The 22,919-nt window shown below is 67.3% G+C and carries 12 protein-coding genes and 2 pseudogenes; 8 read left to right on the forward strand and 6 right to left on the reverse strand.

Translation table 11 applies throughout. From position 1 onward, the window contains the following. Both ACFY3V_RS29225 and ACFY3V_RS29230 read right to left on the reverse strand, forming a co-directional pair. On the reverse strand, nt 1–2,587 hold a 2,587-nt coding region (locus ACFY3V_RS29225; RefSeq protein WP_389777994.1), incomplete at its 3' end, for an NB-ARC domain-containing protein. A gap of 543 nt (nt 2,588–3,130) precedes the next feature. Then, nucleotides 3,131–4,462: an aminotransferase class V-fold PLP-dependent enzyme gene (locus ACFY3V_RS29230; protein WP_389777996.1), complete on the reverse strand. Its 1,332-nt coding sequence runs from the start codon at nt 4,460–4,462 to the stop codon at nt 3,131–3,133. Between the two features lie 305 nt (nt 4,463–4,767). Here ACFY3V_RS29230 and ACFY3V_RS29235 point away from each other — a divergent pair, with 305 nt between their 5' ends. The 3 genes and pseudogenes from ACFY3V_RS29235 to ACFY3V_RS29245 all read left to right on the forward strand — a co-directional run bounded on the left by ACFY3V_RS29235 (nt 4,768) and on the right by ACFY3V_RS29245 (nt 9,395). Further along, nucleotides 4,768–6,021 carry a hypothetical protein gene (locus ACFY3V_RS29235; protein WP_389777998.1) on the forward strand — a complete coding sequence of 418 codons (1,254 nt, stop codon included), beginning with the start codon at nt 4,768–4,770 and terminating at the stop codon, nt 6,019–6,021. 198 nt (nt 6,022–6,219) lie between these two features. Next, nucleotides 6,220–8,295: a cellulose binding domain-containing protein gene (locus ACFY3V_RS29240; RefSeq protein WP_389778000.1), complete on the forward strand. Its 2,076-nt coding sequence runs from the start codon at nt 6,220–6,222 to the stop codon at nt 8,293–8,295. 147 nt (nt 8,296–8,442) lie between these two features. Continuing rightward, nucleotides 8,443–9,395: pseudogene (locus tag ACFY3V_RS29245) on the forward strand (replication initiator). Here the strand turns inward: ACFY3V_RS29245 and ACFY3V_RS29250 are convergent. Together ACFY3V_RS29250 and ACFY3V_RS29255 are read right to left on the reverse strand one after the other, a co-directional pair. Then, nucleotides 9,335–9,844, reverse strand: a complete 510-nt coding sequence (locus tag ACFY3V_RS29250; RefSeq protein ID WP_389778002.1) for a hypothetical protein — start codon at nt 9,842–9,844, stop codon at nt 9,335–9,337. The pseudogene ACFY3V_RS29245 and the gene ACFY3V_RS29250 sit on opposite strands and share 61 nt — an antisense overlap. A 416-nt stretch (nt 9,845–10,260) precedes the next feature. Beyond that, complete coding sequence (locus ACFY3V_RS29255; protein ID WP_389778004.1) at nt 10,261–11,280, reverse strand: bacteriocin fulvocin C-related protein; 1,020 nt, start codon at nt 11,278–11,280, stop codon at nt 10,261–10,263. Nucleotides 11,281–12,002: 722 nt separating this feature from the next. Between ACFY3V_RS29255 and ACFY3V_RS29260 the strand changes: the two genes are divergently transcribed. From ACFY3V_RS29260 to ACFY3V_RS29280, 5 genes and pseudogenes are all read left to right on the forward strand, one after another. After that, nucleotides 12,003–12,620 carry a hypothetical protein gene (locus ACFY3V_RS29260; protein ID WP_389778006.1) on the forward strand — a complete coding sequence of 206 codons (618 nt, stop codon included), beginning with the start codon at nt 12,003–12,005 and terminating at the stop codon, nt 12,618–12,620. Continuing rightward, on the forward strand, nt 12,562–15,786 hold the full coding sequence (locus tag ACFY3V_RS29265; protein WP_389778008.1) for a hypothetical protein: 3,225 nt from the start codon (nt 12,562–12,564) through the stop codon (nt 15,784–15,786). The genes ACFY3V_RS29260 and ACFY3V_RS29265 overlap by 59 nt, the downstream gene beginning before the upstream one ends. A gap of 319 nt (nt 15,787–16,105) precedes the next feature. Next, nucleotides 16,106–16,459, forward strand: coding sequence for a hypothetical protein (locus ACFY3V_RS29270; RefSeq protein WP_389778010.1), 354 nt, complete (start codon nt 16,106–16,108; stop codon nt 16,457–16,459). Nucleotides 16,460–16,861: 402 nt separating this feature from the next. Further along, a complete protein-coding gene (locus ACFY3V_RS29275; RefSeq protein WP_389778012.1) occupies nt 16,862–17,818 on the forward strand; it encodes an acyltransferase domain-containing protein in 957 nt (318 codons plus the stop codon). 168 nt (nt 17,819–17,986) lie between these two features. Further along, nucleotides 17,987–18,181 (forward strand): annotated as a pseudogene (locus ACFY3V_RS29280) (transposase); the annotation flags it as partial. A 365-nt stretch (nt 18,182–18,546) separates the two neighbouring features. On the opposite strand, the gene ACFY3V_RS29285 reads toward ACFY3V_RS29280, so the two are convergent. Continuing rightward, the gene (locus ACFY3V_RS29285) at nt 18,547–19,014 is read right to left on the reverse strand and encodes a hypothetical protein (protein ID WP_362903156.1); all 468 of its coding nucleotides are present in this window, start codon (nt 19,012–19,014) and stop codon (nt 18,547–18,549) included. A gap of 12 nt (nt 19,015–19,026) precedes the next feature. Next, nucleotides 19,027–22,593, reverse strand: a complete 3,567-nt coding sequence (locus tag ACFY3V_RS29290) for a CHAT domain-containing protein (protein WP_389778014.1) — start codon at nt 22,591–22,593, stop codon at nt 19,027–19,029. Nucleotides 22,594–22,919: the final 326 nt, after the last annotated feature.

Here is a 22,919-nt window from a genome sequence, read left to right on the forward strand (position 1 = left end):
CCCACAACCGCACACTCCGATCACCGGAAAGCGTCGCCAGCCAACCCCCGTCCGGAGAGATCACCACCTGACGAACCACCCCCGCATGCCCCGTCAGAGCGGCCCGCTCACCACCGTCGGCCTCCCACAACCGCACACTCCGATCACCGGAAAGCGTCGCCAGCCAACCCCCGTCCGGAGAGATCACCACCTGACGAACCACCCCCGCATGCCCCGTCAGGACGGCCCGCTGCCTGCCGTCGGCCTCCCACAGCCGTACGGGACCGGTGGACGACCAGGTCACGAGCCACGAACCGTCGGGAGAGATCCGCACCCCCGCCCCCGCCCCGGTGTGCCCCGTCAGGACGGCCCGCTCGACGCCGTCGACCCCCCACAGGCGCACGCTCCCGTCTCCGGAGAGGGTCGCCAGCCACGAACCGTCAGGGGAGACGACCAGCGCGGAGACCTTACCGATCGGCCTGTTCCTGCCGGGGACCTTCTCGTCCTCCTGGTTCCAGCCGCGCATCCTCAGGACGTCCTGCAGCCTTCGCGGTTTGGTTCTCACCCGCACCCGGCTTTTGAGGATCAGATGTCTCTTCCCGGCGGGGCTCCAGAGAGCGACCCCTCCCGTCGCGGAGCGGGTCGCCAGCCACGAACCGTCGGGCGCGGCCACCATCCCGGTGAACTTGCCCGTCCCCCTCCTGAGGACGGCACGCCTGCTCCCGTCGAAATTCCAGAGACGGACTCCTCCCCTCGCGGAGCGGGTCGCCAGCCACGAACCGTCGGGCGCGGCCACCGTCGCGGCGAGCCTGCCGATCCCGTTGCGCAGGACGGCCCTCTGGGCGCCGTCGATCCCCCAGATCTGCACCCTCCTTTTCCCCGAGCGGGTCACCAGCCACGCGCCGTCAGGGGAGACGGCGACCTCGTGAACAGGTCTGCCGTGCGTGGCCAGCGTCGTCCGGGTGGTGCCGTCGGCCTTCCAGATCTGCGCGCCGCCGTCGCGAGCGTGCACGACGAACCGTGATCCGTCCGGTGTGATCGACACCTCCTCGAGGTGTCTCGCCGCCGAGGTCAGGGTGCGCAGGAGGCGGGTGGAACCGTCCTCGGGCAGTGGCCAGCGGGCTCTCAGGAAGGTGGTCTCGTTCTCCCTGCTGTAGCGCTCGACCGACGCCCGCATCGGCGGGAACGCGTAGAGGCGGGCGAGCAGGTTCGCCGTGGAGACGGCGTCCGACTCGAAGGGGGTGAGCAGATGGGTGCTGCGGGCGATCAGCCGGCGGACCCCCGCGACGGAACGGGAGGTCGACAGCGTCAGATCCGACTCCGCCGCGGCCACCCCGAACGCGCGTACGCGGGTGACGAACCAGCGCACGTCATGCAGCAGGGCTTCCAGCTCCCGGTATCTCCTCGCCTCGGAAAGGTGGAACAGCAGGTGGTTCCAGAGGTAGGGCACGGTCGAGGGCAGCCTCCACCATTCGGCGTCCGCCGTGAGATCGTCGTCGGGGACGAGGTTTCTCGCCTCATCGAGGAAGTCGCGGTTGGCGACCTCGGCGCGCTCCTTGCCCAGGCCGTCCTCCGAACGGAGGGCGGAACGGACGACGTCGTGGATCGTGATCGACGGCGCCGCCCCCTCGGCGGGGTGCCTGCCGATCAGTGCGAGATCCTGAAGCCGTCCGCAGAGCCGCTCGGCCTGCTTGGCGGTGAGCCCCGCGGTGCCGCGCCAGAGCAGCTCGACGACGGCGGCCGGTATCGCGACGTCCTCGGGGAAGACGCCCAGTTCCAGGAAGCGGGCGCGGTCGAACGCGCCGAGGGCTTCGAGGCTGTGCTCCACGGTGGCGAGCACCGCGCTCTCCCGCTGGGAGGCGACCGTGACGTCCAGGGGGGTGGAGACGGTCCGGCCGAGCCGACCGGCCGCCCGGCGAGCGGCGACGTCGGCGTTCGTCCCCGCGCCGTACTCGTCGCGCAGCCGGGCGTTGAGCAGGGACAGCAGTAGTGGCCACCTCCCCGTCAGGGCCACCAGGTCGCCGAGGACGCCGGGGTTCATCGGCGGCAACCCCCGGCTCAGCACCTGGACGGCCACCCTCGGCGCCAGCTCGTCGACGATCATCGCGATCGCCTTCGGGGGCAGTGCCCTGGGCAGCCGGGTCGTCACCAGCACCCGGGACCTGGTGGCCGCGGACAAAAAGGGTCTCAGCTGCTCGAGGCTCCACACGTCGTCGACCACCAGCAGCATGTGGCCCCGCTCCGCCAGGGCCTCGGCCATCCGGTGGCAGGCCTGCTCGGGGCTGGAGAACTCCGGCCGGACGCCCAGCACGGCCTCCGTGACGTCGTTGGCGAGCGCCGCAATGTCGGCCCCGGCGCGGTCGCGGCCCACGGTGACCCATATGACGCCGCCGTCGAACCGCCTCCTCACCTCGTCGCTGTGACACACCTCCACGGCCAGGGAGGTCTTGCCGAACCCGCCCGCCCCGGTGAGACCCGTGGTGAGCCCGACCGTGCCCGAGCGCCGCATCGTCAGGGTGGAGACCACGTCGTCCAGCTCGCTTCTCCTGACCCACCCCGCCTGCCTGTCCGGCACCAGGAAGAGCCCGCCGCGCGTGCGTGATTCCATCAGTTTCGGCGTCAGCCGTGTCAGCAGAACGACAAGGAAGGCGGTTAATCCGAAAACAACGACCCATTCGACCCTGCGCGCGACGACCGTTTCCGGCAGATATTCTTCGACCGTTCGCACCGGAAGTCCGACCAGAATTCCGAAAACCACCAGAATCGCCACGGCGACATCGGCGATTCTTTTTGTGCGGCGAGCCACCGACCACCTCTACAGTGCCGACCCCTGCCCCGACGGGCGCCGGGAACCCTGGAGGCACGATATCTGTTCCCCATTGACCCTGAGTTGAATCACCGACATCCCGGCGATTAAAGCGCATACGAAAAGCCACGTTGCACAGTTTGAGGTGCTATGTCCACGACGTCACGTCTGCCATTCCAGGCCGCATTCAAGGTAGATCCTTTTCCGTGACGACGCGATCGCCCTTGGTGACCTCTTTCGAACTCGCCCGGGAGGCGCGAACCGGGAAAGGCGGGGGAACGGCGAGCCCGCCCGGCGTCCACCGGGCCGGAGACGGCGCGGGACGCCGCCGGGCACCCCTCCCACTCAGGCGCGCATCCGCCGCGCGATGTCCCGTACCGCCGTCGCCAGCAGGTCGACGTCGTCGCGGCTGGTGAAGAGCGCCGGCGTCACCCGCACGCAGTCCCCCCTGGCCGGCCCGCCGCGGTGCACCGTGAAGATCCGGTACCGCTTCATCAGGTCCGTGGCGATCGCGACGTTCTCGGCCTCCGACGTACGGCCGGTGATCCGGAACGCGGTGATCGTGCCGTACATGGCGGGCTCCTCGGGGGTGAGGATCTCCAGGTTTCCGATGTCGAGCACCTGGCCCACCCAGCGGTCGCGCAGGAAGCGCAGCCTCGCCTGCTTGGCTGCGGCACCGAGCGCGTCATGGAAGTCCAGGGCGGTGCCGGCCGTCAGGAAGGGCGCGACGTCCATGGTGCCGGAGTGCACACGTGCGCGGATGTCCTCCCGCGGGAAGGTCTCGTCGCGGAACGCGACGTCGATGTCGGCCAGGCGGCTGTCGCGGATGTAGAGGAAACCCGCACCCAGCGGCATACCCATCCACTTGTGCAGGGAGAACCCGGCGAAGTCGGCGCCCAGGTCGTCCATGGTGAAGTCCAGGTGTCCCCAGGAGTGGGCGGCGTCCACGATCACGTCGATGCCGCGCTCGCGAGCCATCGCCACGATCTCCCGCACGGGGACCACCAGCCCGGTGCGGTTGTTCATGTGGCTGAGCAGCAGCAACCTGAGCCTCGGGTGCTCCAGGAACGCCGCGGCGTAGGCGTCCAGCACCGCCTGCCGGGTCGCCGGCTCGGGGATGACCAGCTTCTGCACCCGGACGCCTCGCCGGTCGCTCAGCCAGTTCATGGCGTACTGCATGCTGTGGTAGTCCAGGTCGGCGTACATCACCGAGTCGCCGGGACGCAGCCGCCGGTAGCCGGCGATCAGCAGTTGCAGGGCCTCGGTGCCGCCCCGGGTGAGGGCGATCTCCTCCATGGAGACACCGAGCATGGTCGCGATACGCCGCCTGACCTGGTCCGCCTGGTCCTTGTAGGCGGTGCGCAGCAGGTAGGAGTTCACCTCGTTGAGGTGGTCGGTGTTGCGATGGTAGGCGCGGCGCACCGGCTCGGGCATGATCCCGTAGTAGCCGTTCTCCAGGTTGACGAAGTCCCGGGTGACTCGATACTGCCGCGCCACCCGGCTCCAGAAACCCTCGTCCTCGGCGAGCCGCTCGGGGGCCGTACCGACGGGAGCGGCGACACCGGCGGGCGGCGGAGACGGCCGAACGTCCTGGCCGGCGGGCGGCGGTGGGGGCGGTGAAGGCGGGAGGGCCAACGCCCCGAGCCCGGCGACCATCTCACGCCTGGACAAGCTCATAGAAAACCACTCCACCCCGGTCGGCGAGAGCCCGCGGCGGCCCCGGCCTGTTCCAACGCATCACTCCCAGTGTGCGCGGGACCGGCTCCGCGAGCGGGCATCCGTACAGCTCAGGCGTGGCGTGACGGCGGCGACACGCCACACCCCCGGCTCCAGGCAAGCAAGCGCGTGCTTGACGATCAGGGCGATACGCGATCTCTTAGATGAGGCGGCGGGTCTCCTGAAAATCTTGACGTCATTCAGGTGGCGTGCTGTGATCCAGACACACGTTATTTCATACTTGTTCAGTAGGAAATGAGGCGGTAGTGAGGGTTCTCCGGCGTGCGGCCGCGATGGTGGCGCTCTTGGTGGGCGCGGTCGGCATCCAGGTCGTCCAGAGCGGAGCCGCCCAGGCGGCCCTGCCCACCGCGGCCGTCGCGCTCGGCGACAGCTTCATCAGCGGGGAGGGTGCGGGGGCCTACCAGCCCGTTGCCGACGCCTCGGGAACGCCGCAGTCCTTCCCCGGCTGGTCGGCTCCCAACAGCAACGCCTACTTCTGCCACCGGTCGGCGAACGCCTCGCTGTTCAAGGCCTCACTCCCCGGTATCCAGGACCGCTTCAACCTCGCGTGCTCCGGCGGCCAGCCCGCCGACATCGCCAACCCCTCCGGCGCCCGCGCCAAGGGCCGCTCCGTCGCCTCGCAGCTCGACCAGCTGCGTGCCGTCGCGCAGACCCACGACATCGACGTCGTCCTCATCGGCCTCGGCTCCAACAACACCCAGTTCACCTTCGGCGACGTGGCCACGCTGTGCGCCAACCGCTTCATCGCCGACGCCTGGACGGGCTGGTGGGAGTTCTGGGCCTACCTGGGCGGTGACGTGCCGCAGGAGCCCTGCACCGTCTCGGACCTCGCCTCCGACGCCGAGGTCGCCGCGGCCACCACCGAGACCACCGCCGCCCTGCGCCAGATCCTCGACACCCTCGCCCAGATCGACGCCGACGGCGTCCACAGCGTGATCCTGCAGACCTACACCAACCCGCTGCCGCTCGACGTCGCCCCGCAGTACCGGGACGAGGACAACCGCACCGACACCCGCGACAAGTTCCGCGCCCTCGGCGCCGAACGGTACGCCGCGGGCTGCCCGATCCACCGCGCGAGCCTCGCTCCCGGGCACGTGTTCTCCCAGAACCTCGGCTCCCTGGTCAAGAACGCCTACACCACGCTGGCGGCCGAACGTCCGACCGCCGACCTGCGCGTGCTGGACGTCCAGAAGGCCTTCGACGGCGCCCGGCTCTGCGAGAATCCCGGCAGCCCGACGGGCGCGCTCGCCACCCCGATCCGGGTGCAGGACGGGCCGTCCGGCACGTTCGTCACCAGTCTGTCGGGCTGGGACAAGATCGGTGTCCAGCGGGTCGCGAACACCTGCGTCACCTACTTCCAGACCTGCCAGGAGGGCTGGCACCCCAACGCCGCGGGCCACACCGTCCTCGGACAGTGCCTCACCGGTGCCCTCACCGCCGCGTCCCGCACGGTCATCACGTGCGCCCGCAACGCGAACGGCACGCTCACCATCTCCTGACGTCCCCGGCACCACGTGGCGACGCGGCGACGTGACGACGTGACGACACGGTGATGGGCGACGTGGCGACGTGGCGACGCGGTGACTGAAAGTTTCACCGCGGGTTGACGGATACGGGGCGACCCCTGACGATCATGTTGCCTCCGGGTCAGGGAGGGGGCGTCGAGTGAACGCCACTATCCGTTGCGAGGTGCACCGATGCCGAGAACATCAAGAACGCCGGGGACGCCAAAGACGCCGAAGAAGCTGTTACGGGCCGCGTCGGCCCTCCTGCTGACGCTGTCCGTCCTGCATGTCCCCACGGCGCGTGCCGACGAGGTCGCCCCGGTCGCGGTGACCGTCAACGCCCGCGCCGCGCTCGCCACCGTCCCCGAGACCGGCATCGGCACCAACCATGCGATCTGGGACACCAACCTGGGCACCGACGCGACCGCCGACCTGCTCAAGGACGCGGGTATGAAGCTGCTGCGCTACCCCGGCGGCTCGTACTCCGACATCTACCACTGGGCCGACCACACCGCCCCCGGCGGCTACGTGGCGCCCGACACCGACTTCGACACCTTCATGCGCGGTGCGCGGCGCACCGGGGCGCAGCCGATGGTGACCGCGAACTACGGCACCGGTACGGCGGCGGAGGCGGCGGCCTGGGTGCGGTACGCCAACGTCACCAAGGGCTACGGCGTCAAGTACTGGGAGATCGGCAACGAGAACTACGGCAACGGCCACTACGGCGCCACCTGGGAGGCGGACGACCACGCCGACAAGAGCCCCGCAGAGTACGCGCGCCACGTCGTGGCCTACTCCGACGCGATGAAGGCCGTCGACCCGACCATCAAGATCGGCGCGGTGCTGACCACACCGGCGAACTGGCCCGACGGGCTGGTCGCCGAGGGCGACGCCGGGACCTGGAACGACGTCGTCCTCTCGGCCGCGGCATCGAAGATCGACTTCGTGATCCTGCACTGGTACCCCGGCGCCCTCGACAAGGTCGGGCACGTCCCCGACATGATCGATCTCACCCGCCGGCAGATCGCGCGGTACGCCGGGGCCGGCGCCGAGCGGATCGGCATCGCGATGACCGAGTTCAACACCGGGTCGAACGAGCGCGGCACGACGACCCAGCCCGGCGCGCTGGCCGCCGCCGACGCCTACGCGACGCTGCTCGCCAACGGGGTGTTCACGGTCGACTGGTGGAACGTCCACAACGGCATCGGCAGCGTCACACAGGTCGAGGGGCACACCGACTACGGTGACTTCGGCCTGCTGTCGAGCGGGACGTGCACCTCCGACGGCAGTGTCTGCGAACCCTCGGTCAACACGCCCTTCGCGCCGTACTACGCGCTCCAGATGGTGAGCAGGTTCGCCCGCCCCGGAGACCGGTTCATCAGGGCCGCGACCGACCAGGCGAAGGTGACCGCGCACGCCGCGCGCCGCCCCAACGGCGACCTGGCCGTCCTGCTGATCAACACCTCGTCCGACACGTCCTATCCCGTCGCGATCGACTACTCCGGTTTCAGCCCGGCGTCCGGGGCCCCCACCGTGCTGACCCACACCAACGGCGCCACGAGCATCTCCTCCTCGACCACCGGCAGCGCGACCGCTCAGACGCTGCCGCCGCTCTCGCTGACCACGATCGTCCTGCGGCCCGCCGGCGCCCAGGCCGGCCTGCCGGGCACGCCGGGGCAGCCGACGGTCTCTGAGGTGACCGACAGGGCCGCCACGATCTCCTGGCCCACCGCCTCCGCCGGCGCGCGTCCGATCGTGAAGTACGAGGTCCACCGCCAGAACGGGGCCGTCGGCGGGCAGTTCGGCGAGACCGCCGGCACCTCGTTCACCGTGGACAACCTCAAACCGGGAACGCGCTACACGGTCAACGTGGTCGCCCGGGACAGCGGCGGTGGCGTCTCCGCGCCCTCCGCACCGCTGACGTTCACGACCGGCACACCCGCCTCCAGTTCGTGCTCGGTGCGTCTGACCAAGCAGACCGACTGGGCCAGCGGCTACGTCGGCGCCATCGACATCACCAACCACGGCGCGCCGGTCAGCGGCTGGACCCTGAGCTTCAGCTGGCCCAGGACCTGGCAGAGCCTGGGCAGCGGCTGGGGCGCCGTCTGGACGCAGGACGGGCAGGACGTGCAGGTCGTCAACGAGTCCGGCAACGGCTCGCTGCCCACCGGCGCGTCGGCCACGATCGGCTTCGTCGGCAACTACAGCGGCCCGAACACACTGCCCGCCGTCTTCACCCTCAACGGAACCGTCTGCACGACCCGTTAGCGGCGAACCGTCCGCGTCCTCACGGTACGCGGTCCACGCGCCGGCTCCCCGGCCCACCGTGGGCCGGGGATCCGGCGCGCGTCAGGTGCCGGATCTGAGGCAGGTCTGGCGGGCGATGTCCCACCGGCGGATCGTGTGGTCGTAGACGTGGGCGGCCATCCCCGAGTGTTCGCCACCTTCACCGCTCCGTCCTTCGGCGCGGTCCACGCTCACCGCACGGGTAAGGACGGCAAGCCGCTGCCCTGCCGTCCCCGGCGCGACTCCCCCACCTGCCCCCATGGTCGATACGAGGGCTGCGGCAGGCGTCACGACCGCGATGACCCGCAAGTGGGACAACCGCTCTGCGTGGACTGCTACGACTACCAGGGCGCGGTCTTGTGGAACTCTCACGCGGGAGAGCTGTGGCGCCGCTTCACCCAGGCACTTCCCGCTGTCCTGGCTCGACTGCTCGGCGTGCTTCGTGCTCGCCCGCGTGAGACGTTGCGACTGTCGTATGCCAAGGTCGCCGAGTACCAAGCGCGCGGCCTGATCCGTTTCAACGCGGTGATCCGCCTCGACGGCCCGGACGGTCCCGGCTCCCCTCCCCCGGACTGGGCGACCGTTCCGCTGCTGGATGCCGCGATCCGGCAGGCCGTCGCACAGGTCGTGGTGCCTGCCTCCAAGCAGTCGCCGGACGTTCCTCCACCGGTCCTGCTGCGCTGGGGTGAGCAACTCGACGTGCGACCGGTCTACCTCTCCACCGACCTGGACGGCGTGAGTGATCAGCGGGTGGCCTCCTACGTGGCCAGGTACGCGACCAAGGGAGCGGAATCCGCGGGGACGGTGGACCGACGTATCCGTGACGCCGGGGAGATCGCCCGGCTGAACTGACCGAACACGCCCGGCGCATGATCTTGACCTGCTGCGCCCTGAACCACCTGCCTCGATACCGGCTGCTCCCGCTGCGGCATTGGTCGCACATGCTGGGGTGCCGGGGCCGCTTCTCCACCAAGAGCCGCTACTACTCCACCACTTCGGCCTTCGTCGCGGTACGCCCGCGTCAGGAGCCCGAGTCGTCCTTGAGGTCGGGCCGGTCGCGCCAGCGCAGCCAGGCCGCGTAAGCGAGCCCCAGGCCGAGGAATGCCGCCAGCAATACTCCTTCACCGAGAACGTGCAAGAAGTAGACCGGCGGATTCACATCGATGACCCACCAGGCGTCGATCGCGGAGTAGAGGAGCTGGGCTACTCCGATGACGGCCACCCATCGCACGCGGGAGGTGGCCGCAGCGGTGACGTAGGCGGCCGCGATCGGCCAGATCCAGCCCGGGGGGGACCAGGAGACCAGGTGATAGACGAAGATCGCGGCGACCGACAGCAGCAGCACAGTCATCGGCCACCGACGCCGTAGGAGCAGGAGCGCACCGAGGGCCAGGGCGACGGGGATCACGGCCGGCCAGGGCGAACGCACCCCCGTGGCCAGGGCGATGGCGACGAAGACCACCACGGTGAGCGCGGCGACCCCGAGATCGACGATCCTGGCGAAGTGACGGACGACAGCCGGTGCACGCACCGGCGATGATTCGACCACGTGAGCCCCTTTCTAAGCGATGCGATATTGCGGAGCGGTTTGATGAGTCCTCGACGTTCACCCGGCGGGTGATCGCCTCATCACACCGGGTCGCGATCGAGGCACGATCGAACCGAGTCTTTCACGCGCCACGCGCGTTTTGGCAGGGAGCGCCAAAAGCGCTGCGCGGATACCCCGATCCGAAATGAGACGCGGGCAACGGGCAGCGCCAGGGGTTAGGTGACGGAAAAGGTCGGCCACCCCGTGATGTAAAGACGGAAGAGGGTCAACGAGTTCGGCCCGTGAGCCACGGCGGTGTGGTCACCGGCGATATCCATGGCGGGACGCGGCCTTGGAATCGAGCGCGACTGCCGCCTCAGCGCCCGCTTGAAGATCGTGGCATGCCTCGCCGATCTCGGCTAATAACAAATCAATCCCTGGCTTGTCTGCATGCAACACATGCCGTTGCAGATGTACAACCACAGAGCTCCGCAACCATTCTCCTGATAGCAGCCGAGAGCTCCTTGATAGCACCTGTTGCCCCCAAGACACAGAGGGCTGCTGATCGAACACTCACACGCACTCGCCGCGGCAGTGTGAGCATGGGCCGGTCGATCCGATGACGTGGAGGCCGACCGAGGACCGAGATTGGCGAACAGGGCGGCGGCGTCACTCTCACCGAAGGCGGCGACCGCCCTCTCTAGCAGCGAGGCGAGGCTGTGATGCGTTTCCTCGGTATTCGGGGCCGCGAAGGTCTTGCTGTCGCCGGCCAGTTCCATGAAAGCGTCGAACACCGCGTTCTGCTCCGCACTCATCTTCGGCAGAGAGCCGCGGTGTTCCTGCAGGTGATCGCCCCAGAGACGGCTGCGCGTCCGAGGGGGAAGCGCGTTGAAGATGGCTCGGCGATGCTCCAGATCGTGGGCACCGAAAGCCTGGTAGGTCTGTGGAAGGTTCGCCCTGTTGGCCTGCACCCACTTTTCCGCGGGCGACGGGTCGGCCGCGGCGGCCTGGGCAAGCGACGTTCTCCCTGCGATCACGGACACAGCGACACCGAGGCCGGCCAACCGCAGGAAGTGGCGACGGCCCGCGCCCGCATCGGCGGACGAGGCGGCGTGCCGCTCCTTTGTCCTCCGGTTCTCACCAAGGGTGACCAGCAGGCCGTACGTCCCGCAGACTCCCAGGCGCGCGGCGAGCCGAATCGCCATGGCCGCGCCCGTCCACGCGCGCACGCCGTCATGCCCGACCCTGATGAGGGTCGGCATGTACGGTGCGTCATCACCGAGTGCCTGCTTCCGCCACGCGACGACCTCTGGATGCATGAGTGGAACGATCTCAAGACGATGCTCGGCGAATTTCTTCACCTTGTCGGCCAACCCTCGACATTGGCCACAGGAAGCGTCGAAAGCGAGAATCCACTTAGGGCTGGAATCGGCCTGCACGATGTTTCTCCCTTTATTCGCATCTGTGTGACGAGAGGGAACTTATGGGCCATTCCGATGCCCGTCAAGCGGCCATCCTATTTAGGAAAATCTCGTAGATCGGTGGCGGTAGCCGCGACCCTTCGTCAAAGATGACATGGGAACATTCATTTCGCACACGGAGGGCTGTGGACCGATCAGCGTATCGTCACGAGAGGAGGGGCCGGAAAGGTCGCGGGGAGAATAGGCCCAGCGAGAGCTTGCCAGCTCCCTAACAATCACCTTGTCAAATCGACGACGTTACCGTCGGCGACGAAATGTCGATCGAATCAACGGGCGCACCGTCATCGCCGACAACAACCCGATAAGGTCGACGAACACGCACCGTCCGCGACCACGACTTTCTTATTCGCGTCACGGCCATGGCAGTCGCGACCGGCGATGTCGATTCCCTGACGTTTCGAAAGTCCAGCGTCCGATTCGGACGCCACTTTCATACCGCCCAGAAACGCCCCTGTATGACTTTTCTGCATCCTCGACACCGGGCCATCAAGCCGACAGGCTGCCGTGCATTCATGATAGCGCTATCAATACTTTCCTATCGACGCGGCAGATTCGGCGGCCGTCCAAGCATGCAAGCGCTTTTGCAAGATCCATCACGTGGACGATCAATGATTCGCGGTTCCCTTCTGATGGTTGGAGAGTTTTTGCTCATTACCAGAAGCCGCTCCCGGGTATGGGTCATGACCTTGGCGATCACCGGCCTCCTCGCGGGTCCTTTGCAGCTGTCCGCGCTATCCGAAACGGCTGCGGAGTCGTCGCCGACCCCCATTCCGTCGGCCGCGTCCCCACAGCCGAAACCCCCCGAAGACCAGCCCAAGCCATATCAGCCGGTCGAGCGACCGGAAAGCGAGCTACACAAGAAACTCGCGGCGCAGAAACCCGACTTCGGCGACGAAGATCCGCTGTCGCGGGCGTGGAATCGCAGCGAGATCGGCATCGACGAGTACGTGCGCCATTCGGTCGAGCGTCTGGCCAGCCCGGACAACGTGCCGGCGAAGTATCGTTCCAAGGAGGGCGTGCCGCACGAGGCGGGTCTGGCACTTCACTACGCACTGTCCCCTGGCCGATCGGCAGGCCTCGCCGGAGACCAAGTCCTGGCTGGCCGAGGTGTTCAAACAACCCGATCCCGCCCCGGCCCGATCCGCGCCCACCCTTCCTTCCACTTCGGCGGCCGCGCCATGGACGGAATGCGGCGCGGGCCATACCTTCCTGGACAACACCTTCTACTGTCGGCACACCGTGACCACCACGACCCGGTTCGACGTCTACTACAACATCGACGGCATCGGCGGCCCTGACGGGGTGCAGGCTGTAGACAGCAACGCCAACGGCGTCCCCGACGCGGTAGACACCATGACCACCAACCTCACCAAGGCCTGGGAGCAGTACAGTGCCTGGGGATACGGGTTGACTGGACAGAGCGTGGCCACCTACGTCGGGTTTGATTTCTTTGGCGTCAACCCCAACCATCCGGGTCTCGCCATCCCGTCCATAGGCCAGACAAGTAGCGGCCCGATCATCTTACTGCCGCCTGACCCCGGCGACCCCGACTCTGGCTCCCCGTCCCGGCGACACTGGAAGTACACCTATCTTCCGTATCACGAAATGTTCCACGCGGTGCAATATCATTATTTGTCCGACCTACATCTGGGCGCCAATCTGACCTCGATCAACTGGTGGATGGAGGCTTCCGCCGAGTGGGCCACTCACGAGCTGTACAAGAAGCTCAACCCCTCCGGGCCGGGCAATGGCGCCTACGCCTCGTTGCTACCACTGTTCCTGGGCGAGCCGACCGAGGCTCTGAACGCGGCGCAGGAGGTATGGAGCATCTTACCCAAGCGGCAGTACGGAGCGTTCATCCTGGCGAACTACCTGACCGAACGGACCACTTTCGACTTCGTCCGACAAACGTGGCAGGCGATGAGTGGCAAACTTCCGCTTGAGGCCATCGAACAGGTGCTGAACGGCTACGGCCGCAACCTGAAAACGGAACTGCAGGGCTTCGCCGTGGCCAATTATCGCCTAACCAACAAGACCACGAACTTGAGCGGATTTCTGGGCGCGGCCGACGGCTACGCCGACCCGGACGCTTCCACCACCTGGCGCAATTTTCTCCCAGTAAGCTTAGCCGAGAGGCCCAAACGGTCAGCCGAGAGGTCCTTGAGCTGGGGCGGGTCGACCAACGGCCTGGTGCTCATCTATCCGGGTGGTACGTCATATGTGGAACTGACGCCGCCCACGAGCGGATCGGGTCGGGTCACGGTTCAGGTCAACGTCCAGGACAACATTCCGTACGGGGACGTTCGGCCGTTGCTGGTCGTCTGGCCGAAAAGTTCGGGAGTGCCGACGATGTCACCGTCGCGCTGGGCCCGGACCGATGCCGGTGGATCGGCGTCGCTGTCCATCTCCTCCACGGAGATCGCCACTCTGATCATGCCACGGGTCGACACCTATGCCGCCAGCGGCGCCGCGCAGAGCGGAACCGCCGCGCAGCAGGTGACGTGGTCGGCCTCAATGGCCACCGAGACAGGCGTGCAGGTCAATTCCACCCTGACCAACATGTTCAAGAACTACGGGGACAGCGCCGGATGCGCGGACTGGAGCGGAGGCGATGCCACCCAGTCCGTGCGGTTGCCGTCGGGCAAGCGGGCCTGGTTCTTCTCCGACACCTTTCTCAACCACCCCAGCAAGCGGCCGGGGGGATTCGAGACCAGCTTCCTGCGTAACTCGATCGTCATCCAGAACGGCTCCGCTCTGCGCACGATCACCGGGGGGAACACGTGTAAGGAAACCGATCAGTCAGTCGACTTCTGGTCCCGCTACGCTCATACCCCGGTCGGAAACGGCTCGCAGTACTGGACCGGCGACGCCAAGGTCAACGGCGACAGAGTCGTGAAGTTCTATTACAGAGGCTTGGGTGGCGTGGACACCCGTGGTGCGTACGCGATCTTCCCCAACAGCGAGCTGGACAACAACACCGTCATAAAGAAAACCCCGACCGCGCTGGCCGACTGCTTCGTCTCCGCCCCCGATCCGATCATCTGGGGGACGGCCTTGGTGGAGCAGAGCGGCTACACCTATATCTATGGCCACGAATCCAAAACGGCACTGGGCAAGCGAATCTTCCTCGCACGTGTCCCGACCACGTTGGACCTGACCGATCAATCCCTCTGGCGTTATTTCACCGGAACCGACAGCTCGGGAAATCCCCAGTGGGGTACCTCGTGTTCCGCCTCTCGGCCTCTGGGGGTGCTGGCAGAGGCGGGATTCAGCGTCATCGACCTCAACAACCGTTTCTGGTTGGTTCACCATGCCGATCCGCATGTCACTCCGGGGCAGATCGTCGCCAATCCATCCACGACCCCGTGGGGATTCACGAACAACCGGATCAAGCTGTACGACCCCCCGGAGCGCCATGTCAGCCCCAACTTCTCTATGGTGTACGAGGCACGCGTCCATGAGGGTCTGTCGTCGGATCCGAGCAAGATCGTCATCTCGTACAACGTCAACACCAACGCGGTGAACATCGGCTGCCGGCCGTTGACGGACTATAACGCCGACACCTACCGACCCAAGTTCATCGACGTTCCTGTCACTGCCTTCTTCTCCCCGACTTCCTTCAAAGCCGCAGCATCGGCGACCGCCGAACCCGGACCGGCGCCTGCCGACTCCACCGGGGGCCGCGGTATCCACCCGCCCGCCTTCACCGACACCGGGCGTCCGCCCAACGCCCCCGCTCCGCCCCCGGATGGCAAGATTCCACGAACCAGCACGCAGGAGGCCGCCAAGACCCTGGCCGCCGCGGCGGCGGGCCCGGACAATTCCTGGTACGACAACACCGTCGAGCCGCAGAAGAGCAACGCCGGCTGTCCGCGGATCCAGGACCTGCAGGGCAGCGGCTTGACCGCTGCCGTCCAGCCATTGGCCAACGCCAAACTGAACTGGGACGATGTCGGCATGGGCGTCTGGTATTGGATCTACCAGCGCGACGCCACCGCAGGCCAGAGCTGGAAAAAGTTCGATATCTGGACGACGAAACCCAACGCCGATCTGGCGCCCCTCGATGGCGCCATCAACCATGGACACCAATTTGAATGGTACGTCGTTCCATATGCCAGCGGCAGTCATCCCGAACTGGCCGCCGCCAAGTCGAACACCACCAGCGGTGTGATCAAATTGGCCAAGCCAGCTGCTCCGACCGGCGTCACCGCCACCCCAGCGGGCCCCTACAAGCTCAACGTGGCTTGGAACGGGGTCACCTTCCCCAGCAGTGCCGTGTACTACTACATCTATTACTGGACCGGGTCCCAAACTCCCGTAAGGCTCGGTCCGTGGGGAGCCGACCAGCGCAGCGCTCCCATGTACCCCCTGCCGGGAGGACAGTACTACTGCTTCCAGGTCGCCGCGGAAAACCTCAGCGGTGAGGGAAACAAATCCAACCCGACCTGTGCCACCGTCCAATAGAAATCGTGGTCATACACTCTGACCAGAAAAAACCGTGACACCGGGAGGCCGTCGTGAACGCGCGAGATGCGCCGGCGAGCATGGCGGCCTCCCGTTCTCGTTTGCCTCTCGATGTGCCCGTCACGCCCTTCACCCACATCAAGGGCGGCACTCCGGCGTTGGGAGCAGGGCCTTCCGGGCGGCGAACCTGCCCCGCCCACCGGGACGACGACCGTCTGATTCCCGGCACCGGCTGCTCGCTGACTCCTCGACCCCATGACCAGCAGACGAAGCCGACCCGCTATCGTGCCTGATGGCGAAGTCCCTCAAGGAGGCCGCCATGGGCATCCGGAATTCAACGTCGTTCACGACGGCTACTCTGACCGGTTTTCGTCTCATAGGACTGACGACGGTCACCGCGCTCCTTCTCAGCGCCTGCAGTACGCCTCGTGATGAAGAACAATTCATCATCATTAACGCCACACAAGAAACCGTCACGGTGAAGGGAAAGCTCAACAAGGGGTCCTTCGCCGTCCTCGCTCCGGGAGAGGACGTCGGCATCAGCCTGCCGGACTCCGTATGCCATCAGCCTGAGGCGACCGACGTTCTCGTGGCGACCAGCACGAAGACAGGAAAGTCTTATACATACGGTCCGCCGATCTGTTACGGCACAAGATGGAAAATCGGAGGCTGACCAGAGATCTTCAGATGGGGTCAGTCGGCGTTCGGGCGAGCCGGATGGTGACCCCCGCAAACGTCGAGGTGAGAACCCTCGACGTGACGCCGGTCGCCGGCACTCTCTTAAGAGTGCCGGCGAGCAGGACTTTCCGCCGGGCCTGTCAGTCCGGCTCGTGAAAGGCGCGGAGCCGGGCCCCTGTCTTCGGTGAACTGGATCCTGCGCGCTCTGGCCGCCGTCGAGCGTGCCGAGGAACCAGTTCAGCGTGGTCGTGCCGTTGAGGTTGGCGGTCACGAGCGCGGCCTCGGCTACAGACCGCGGCCTCGGCTACCGAGCGGGGCAAGTCATCTTGAGGCAGAACAAACCACCTCATGCGGAGCAATCCGCCGCCCCGTGACATCGGCGGGTAGGATCATCCGCGTGGATCTGGACGCCACCGCCGCCCGGCTCGGGGTACGCATCGAGGACGTCGGCCGCGTGCACCGCCTCGCCGGCGACCGGCCATCGGCTCCCCTGCCCGCCAAGGCCGACGCGCCCGCGATCCTCGATCGGCTCGCGGTGCGGCCGGACGACGCCGCTGAGATCATGGAGGGCTGGCCCGACCCCGGATCCCCGCTGTGGACTCCGGAGTTGCGCTGGCTGCTCGACCGCTCGATCGCCCTGGTCCGCGCCGATCTCGGCGGCCACGGCTGGTTGTCGCCCGGTCCGGAGCTGCCGCGCGAACGAGGCCCCGCCTGGCGGCATCTCTACGTGTACGCGTACCTCGCCCTGGTCGGCGTCACCACGGGATACCACCGCGACCACGGCGTCGCCGACGCCGTGTCATGGGTGAGTCTCGCCGACCTGGGCCGCAACCTCGCGGTCGACCGGCGGATGCGCGGCGAGGGCTGGCCCGTTATGCAGAGCTGGCTCACCCTGCACGCGCGCGGCAGCATCTACGAGCTGGGCCGGTTGCAGTATCACCGCGGCGGCGCCACCCTCGACCTGCACATCCCCGAGTCGGGGCCGATGACCCCCGAGGCGGTCGCTGCGTCGCTCGACGAGGCCCGCGTGTTCTTCCCGCGCCACTTTCCCGACGAGCCCTACACGGAGTTCGCCTGCGGTTCGTGGCTGCTCGACCCGCAACTGCTGGAATACCTGCCGGAGGACTCCAACATCGTCCGGTTCCAGCGGAGGTTCGAGCTGGAGCCGTACGAGGAGCCGGAAGGGCTGGACGCCGACGTCGAGGTGCGGCGGTTCGTGTTCCGCGACCTGACCACACCACTCGACCGGCTGCCATGCCGCACCACCCTCCAGCGCGCGGTCGTCGAGCATCTGAGGGCCGGCCGCCACTGGTACTGGCACCGCGGCCGCTTTCCGATCCAGCCACACCCCTGACGCCTGATTTCACCGGGGACGGCCGACAGGGTCACCCCGAGTTGGTTGGAGGCTCCAATACCTGGAAGGGTGAGGAGTTATGGCACCACCGAGGAAGTATGCCCCTGAGCTGCGGGAACGCGCTGTCCGTATGGTTTTCGAGCTGCGTGCGGCCGGTGAGGGGCGGGCGTGCCGACCCGGGTCGCCGACCGGCTCGGGGTGCACCGCGAGGCGCTGCGGACCTGGGTGCGCCAGGCCGAGGTCGATGGCGGAAATCGTCCGGGGACCTCGACGTCCGACGCCCGGAGAATCACCGAACTCGAGCGCGAGAATCGCGAGTTGCGTCGGGCGAACGAGATCTTGAAGGCCGCCTCGGCGTATTTCGCCCGGGAACTCGATCCCGGACTGCCGCGCTGGTCGAGTTCATCGATAGAGGGGGCGGCAGGCATCGCCCTGGCCTGCCTATCCGTCAGCGACACCACACTGCCCCGCTCGGCATGGGATGCCTGCCTGCTCATCACCTGCCCGCCTACCCGTCGCGAGGAGGCCGCCTGATGCCGACGAGTAGGTACGGCGGGGCAGGACAGCGTCAAAGACGCCGACCGAGGAGGAGTTCCGGGCCGTGTTGGCCTCCTTCGGCTACGACGTCGACGACCCGCCGTCACACCTGCGACAGACAGATACGACCTCGGTCGCACCCGTCGTCGTTGGCCATCTCAGGTCGTGAGCGGACCTACTTCGAAGCTCAGCTATCCGTTCCGGCGCATCAGGTCCACGACGATTTGGACGATGCCAGCAAGGTCGGGGACGCCGCGGACGTCAGCGACGAACTTCACCTCTTTGTCGGTCTTCCGGTACTCGATCTTCGGGCGGATGATCGCGACGGCCGTCGCGACGGAGATGGCTATTGACAGAAGCTGGGGGTCGAACGGCAGAGTGGCACGCTTCCGGATGTCTTCGGCGGCTCGCTCCGCCTCCTCGGTGATTCCTGGCAGGGCGGTGAGGGACTCGAGGAGGTCGCGCGGTGTCGGCTCGCTCCCCGACTCCTCAAGCCCTAGCTCGGCGGCGAGGGCCCGGATAAATTCCGCGTCCTCCCGGCTTCGCTCCGCGATCTCCTCGTCCGTGACGGCGGGTTCGGGGCTGTCATCGTGCTCGGTCAGTAACTGCTGCAAGATCCCGACCACTTCGTCGTCGTCGAGGGATGCGAAGGATGGCATTCTGCCTCCGGTTCAGAGTCCGACGAGCTTGAACGGCGCCCAGTGGAACATATGCTGCCATGCCGGGCTTTCGCCGTTCGACCACATGCGGAACTGGGCGTCCGCGAGGGCCTGCCACTTCGGGAGCCTCCGCTCGAGCCAGCCGTCGTAGAAGTCGTGAAGCAGCTGCGTCGAGGACGTCAGGTCGATGTTCCATAGCGGCGACAACACGCTGCCTGCGCCTGCGGCGAGCAGCGCGCGAGTCGGCCCCCACATCTCGTCGCCCGCTGACGCGACACTCCGGCCGAGCGAGCACGCCTGGACGGTGACGTGCGAGGCGCGGATGCCGAGGCTGATCAAGTCGCGCCCGCGCATCAGCTCGGGCACCCCGTCGGGGCCGGGTGTGAGGGCGAGGGCCGAGTCCATGACATCCGCGCCGTCGTGGAACGAGCCGTGCGCGATCAGATGCTGAAGGCCCGCGTGCCGTATCTCGTACAGCAGTTCGTTCTTGGTCGCGGTCGGCCCGCACGCCGACAGCACCGTGCCGAAGTGGTCGGCCAGGGCCGCGGCGAAGCCCGAATGCGCGGCTTCGAACGCCGCGGAGTCGTCGCCTGGGCCGGGCGCGGTCAGCACCCCTGCCCGGACGAACCTCGGATCCGGCCGCTCGCGGTCGCGGCGCAGCAGGAACCTGAGGGTGTCGAGGCTCGGCGCATAGGCGAGGCCCGGACGCCGCCCCGCCTCCCATAGCCTCGGCAGCAGGGACGCGTGGATCGGTAGCCCGTGCCACTGCTGGTGCGGCAGCACGACAATCAGCGCGCTGTCGGCGACGGCGTCTGCGATCGGCGCCAGCAAGTCACCGATCCTGCGTAGTTCGCCGAGGAAACGGGCATCGCGGCGTGCTGGGTCGCGCGGGTCGAGCGCTGCGTACAGCCCGGTGCCGGAGAAGTAGGCGCTCATCAACCGCGACGCTTTGTCGAGGCGGTGCTGGTCGACGGGCAGCACCGTCACGACGGGCTGCTCGCCCGGATTCCGGAGCGTGGTGACGTACGTCCGGTCGTTCGCCGAGTAGAACGACAAAATGGCGGCCCGTTCGGGAAGCAACTCCCAGAGGTCGGCCAGCCCCGTCTCGTCAAGGAGGCCAGGTGGATCGTCCAGGCTGTCGTCGCCGGTCTCCTGCCATCGCTCCCATGCCCGCTCGGCGAGCGCGATCCGCGGGTCGGTGAGGGCTCCGACGGGCAGGGTCGCGCCCGCGCGGGCGGCCGGTTCCGCGTTCGGCAGGGCCATCACCAGGTCGCGGGTGAACCAGCGACTCTTGGCGTTCTCGGCGTCCAGGAGGATCTCGGTGGCGCGGTCCCTGGTGAGTTCTGGATGCTCGGCGGCCATCCGCAGCCGCCGCCCCACTACGTCGATCGCGAACGACCCGCCGTGCCGCTCCGTCGGACGCGGCGGCCGGATGAGAAAAAACTGCTCGTTGACCTGGGAGTTCCGGGCGATCTCGTATGAGGCCAGGGCCTCTTCGGGGGCGTCGAGCGCATGGAGCCGGTCGCCGAACAGGACGGCGATGGAGGTGATCTTCGCCCAGGTGACCTCCACCGCGGATGTCAGGCCGCTCATGACCGCGTTGGCCGCGTTGTCGAAGGAGGGCAGTACTTCGGGATGAGTGGCGGCGAGTCGCCACAGCCCGGCCGTGATGAACGATCCGGCGGTCTGGCGAAGCCGCTCGTCGTCGGAGACGGCAGGAGAGTGCCACAGGTCGACCAGGTTCTCAACGGAGGCCAGCACGCTGTCGTCGTCGAGGGCGAGCAAGCCGGCGACCCGCTCTCGGTAGATGGCGATCGTGGTGCGGGAGCGTTCGCGGTCCTTGCGTCCCGCGTAGATTTCGTCGGCGGCGTCGAGGAGCCGGGAGGCCCGCTCCAGCAGGGTCCGTTGCTCGGCGTTGAGCGGGGTCAGGAACCGGGCCTCGGGCTCGTAGTCGGCGAACGCCGTGACGGTGGTGATCCCGACGCTCATCTCGAGGGTCCCGATGAAGTCCTCGTCAGCGAGGGCGTCCGCGTCACGGAGCGCCGCCTCGTAGTGGTCGAGGGCCTCGGTCAGCCAGCCCATGTAGTCACAGCAGACGCCCGCGACCCAGTGGGCTTTGACCGCTGCCTCGGCGGCCCCGTGCTGCTCGGCGAGCGACGCCGCCCACGACGCCGCCCATTCGGCCAGGTCGTACTGGCGAACGTCCTTGAGCCTGTTCGCGAGCGAGATCCCGGCGCCCAACGACGCCCCCACCTGCTCGGGCGTCTCAGGGGCACCGAAGTAACGGTGGTAGGCGTAGGACCGAAACGCGACGTTCAGCAGACCCCGGTCGATCGCCGAGTACGTCTCGCGGAGGAACGCGTCGGCCTCGATGACCCGGTAGTCGTCATCGATGTCAGGGACCCGTTGCTCTTCCTCGGTGTCCGCCCCCTCGACAATCATGAGAGTGGGCGGCAGGTTGGGATCGGTGTGCACCAGAAAGGCGCGGGGGTTCGGCATCCCGGCCTCCGCCATGGCGGCCAGGAGCGAACCCTGCCCCGTGGGCTGTGACCATTTCGGGTAGGCCACCGCCCGCGCCCGAATGATCTTCACTCCGTAGAAGAAGAGAGCAGCCTCAGCGTTACGCCGCGGGTCGTCCGAGACGGGCGGCATCGGATACGTCAGCCAGACCGGTGGCTCCAGCGGCCAGACGCACCAGATCAGGTCGTCCGGCCACTGCCGCTGGGTGACCGATGCCTCGCCGAGGAGCTTGAAGAACTGCCAGCGCGCGCTGCCGGGCAGCCGTCCCGGCCCGGAGATCGGCGGCCCGTCGAGCGGTTCGACGATGCACACGCGCCGCTGTTCGCCCGCGAAGTGGCCGGTCAGCAGGTAGGCGTGGAAGTCGAGCCCGGCCAGCCGGAAGGGGCCGTCCACCCGGATCGGGGTCGAGAGTGCGCGCAGGGCGTCCACGGCGAGGTCTCCGGGGGCCGCGCCCGCGCGCCGGGCATACGGCAGCACCAAGAACGCGTCGGGATCGCCCTCGCCGAGGGCCAGACCGTCGGCCACGATCCACGCGGTGGTGCGGGTGGCGGTCTCATAGGTCTGGAGCGCGGCCTGGGCGAACGAGGCGCAGATGCGGGGCAGCGCGTCGTCGAGCACGAGATCGGTGGTGCAGGCGAGCACGAACGGCCACACCTCATCGCCGACGACGGTCAGCAGCAGATGCGCGGCGATGTCGGTTCCGCTGCTGGTGAAGGCACCGTAGACGTTCACCGAGGCGACCTCGTCTGCCACTCCGAACTGGAACGACAAGAACGAGAGGGCGATATCGACGACCTCCTCGACGTCACCGTCCATGTCGAAGACGTAGGAGAACTCATAGAAGTTTCCGAGATCACCCGGGCCGGGGAGGATCAGCGACACGAGGAGACCGGTATCGCGGAAGGAATTCTTCGTCGCGTGGTCCATCAGCGCCGAGAAGATCGGTTCCGGGTCGGAGATCTGGAAGGTGGGCGGCGTCACCACGACGACCGTGCGCGTCCGCCCGCCGTACTCACCCTGGAGGACAAGGAACTCGTTATCCGGCCGTTCCTGCTCCATCTCGCTCCCGTCGAAAGTGCAGCAGACCCCGCCCAGTAGTATCGCATCCGGCGAGGTTCGCCAGGAAGGCTGCGCTTACAAGGCGCTACCAGCCCAAACCTCTATTTAAACGGTATCGGCCTCTGACCAGGGGATGAAAAGGATTCAGCGAGCTGATCTCAGCGACTTTCAAATGAGTCTGCCGTGCTCGAATTGAGCGAGGACGAGGGCGGCGCGGGTGATGTCGCCGATTTTGCTGGGGCTGGCGGTGATGCGTCGGCGGCCTGTGAGCTTCACGACCCGGGCGGACGTCGTCGGAGAATACGAGAAGTTCCTGATCTCGTAAC

The organism is Streptosporangium sp. NPDC000095 (assembly GCF_042899335.1).
Lineage (GTDB): Bacteria > Actinomycetota > Actinomycetes > Streptosporangiales > Streptosporangiaceae > Streptosporangium.

Bases quoted from the DNA above. Each gene is read 5' to 3' on its own strand.
- ACFY3V_RS29285 (WP_362903156.1), bottom strand. From the start codon at position 19,014: ATGCCATCCTTCGCATCCCTCGACGACGACGAAGTGGTCGGGATCTTG.
- ACFY3V_RS29290 (WP_389778014.1), bottom strand. From the start codon at position 22,593: ATGGAGCAGGAACGGCCGGATAACGAGTTCCTTGTCCTCCAGGGTGAG.
- ACFY3V_RS29240 (WP_389778000.1), top strand. From the start codon at position 6,220: ATGCCGAGAACATCAAGAACGCCGGGGACGCCAAAGACGCCGAAGAAG.
- ACFY3V_RS29230 (WP_389777996.1), bottom strand. From the start codon at position 4,462: ATGAGCTTGTCCAGGCGTGAGATGGTCGCCGGGCTCGGGGCGTTGGCC.
- ACFY3V_RS29270 (WP_389778010.1), top strand. From the start codon at position 16,106: ATGGGCATCCGGAATTCAACGTCGTTCACGACGGCTACTCTGACCGGT.
- ACFY3V_RS29260 (WP_389778006.1), top strand. From the start codon at position 12,003: ATGACCTTGGCGATCACCGGCCTCCTCGCGGGTCCTTTGCAGCTGTCC.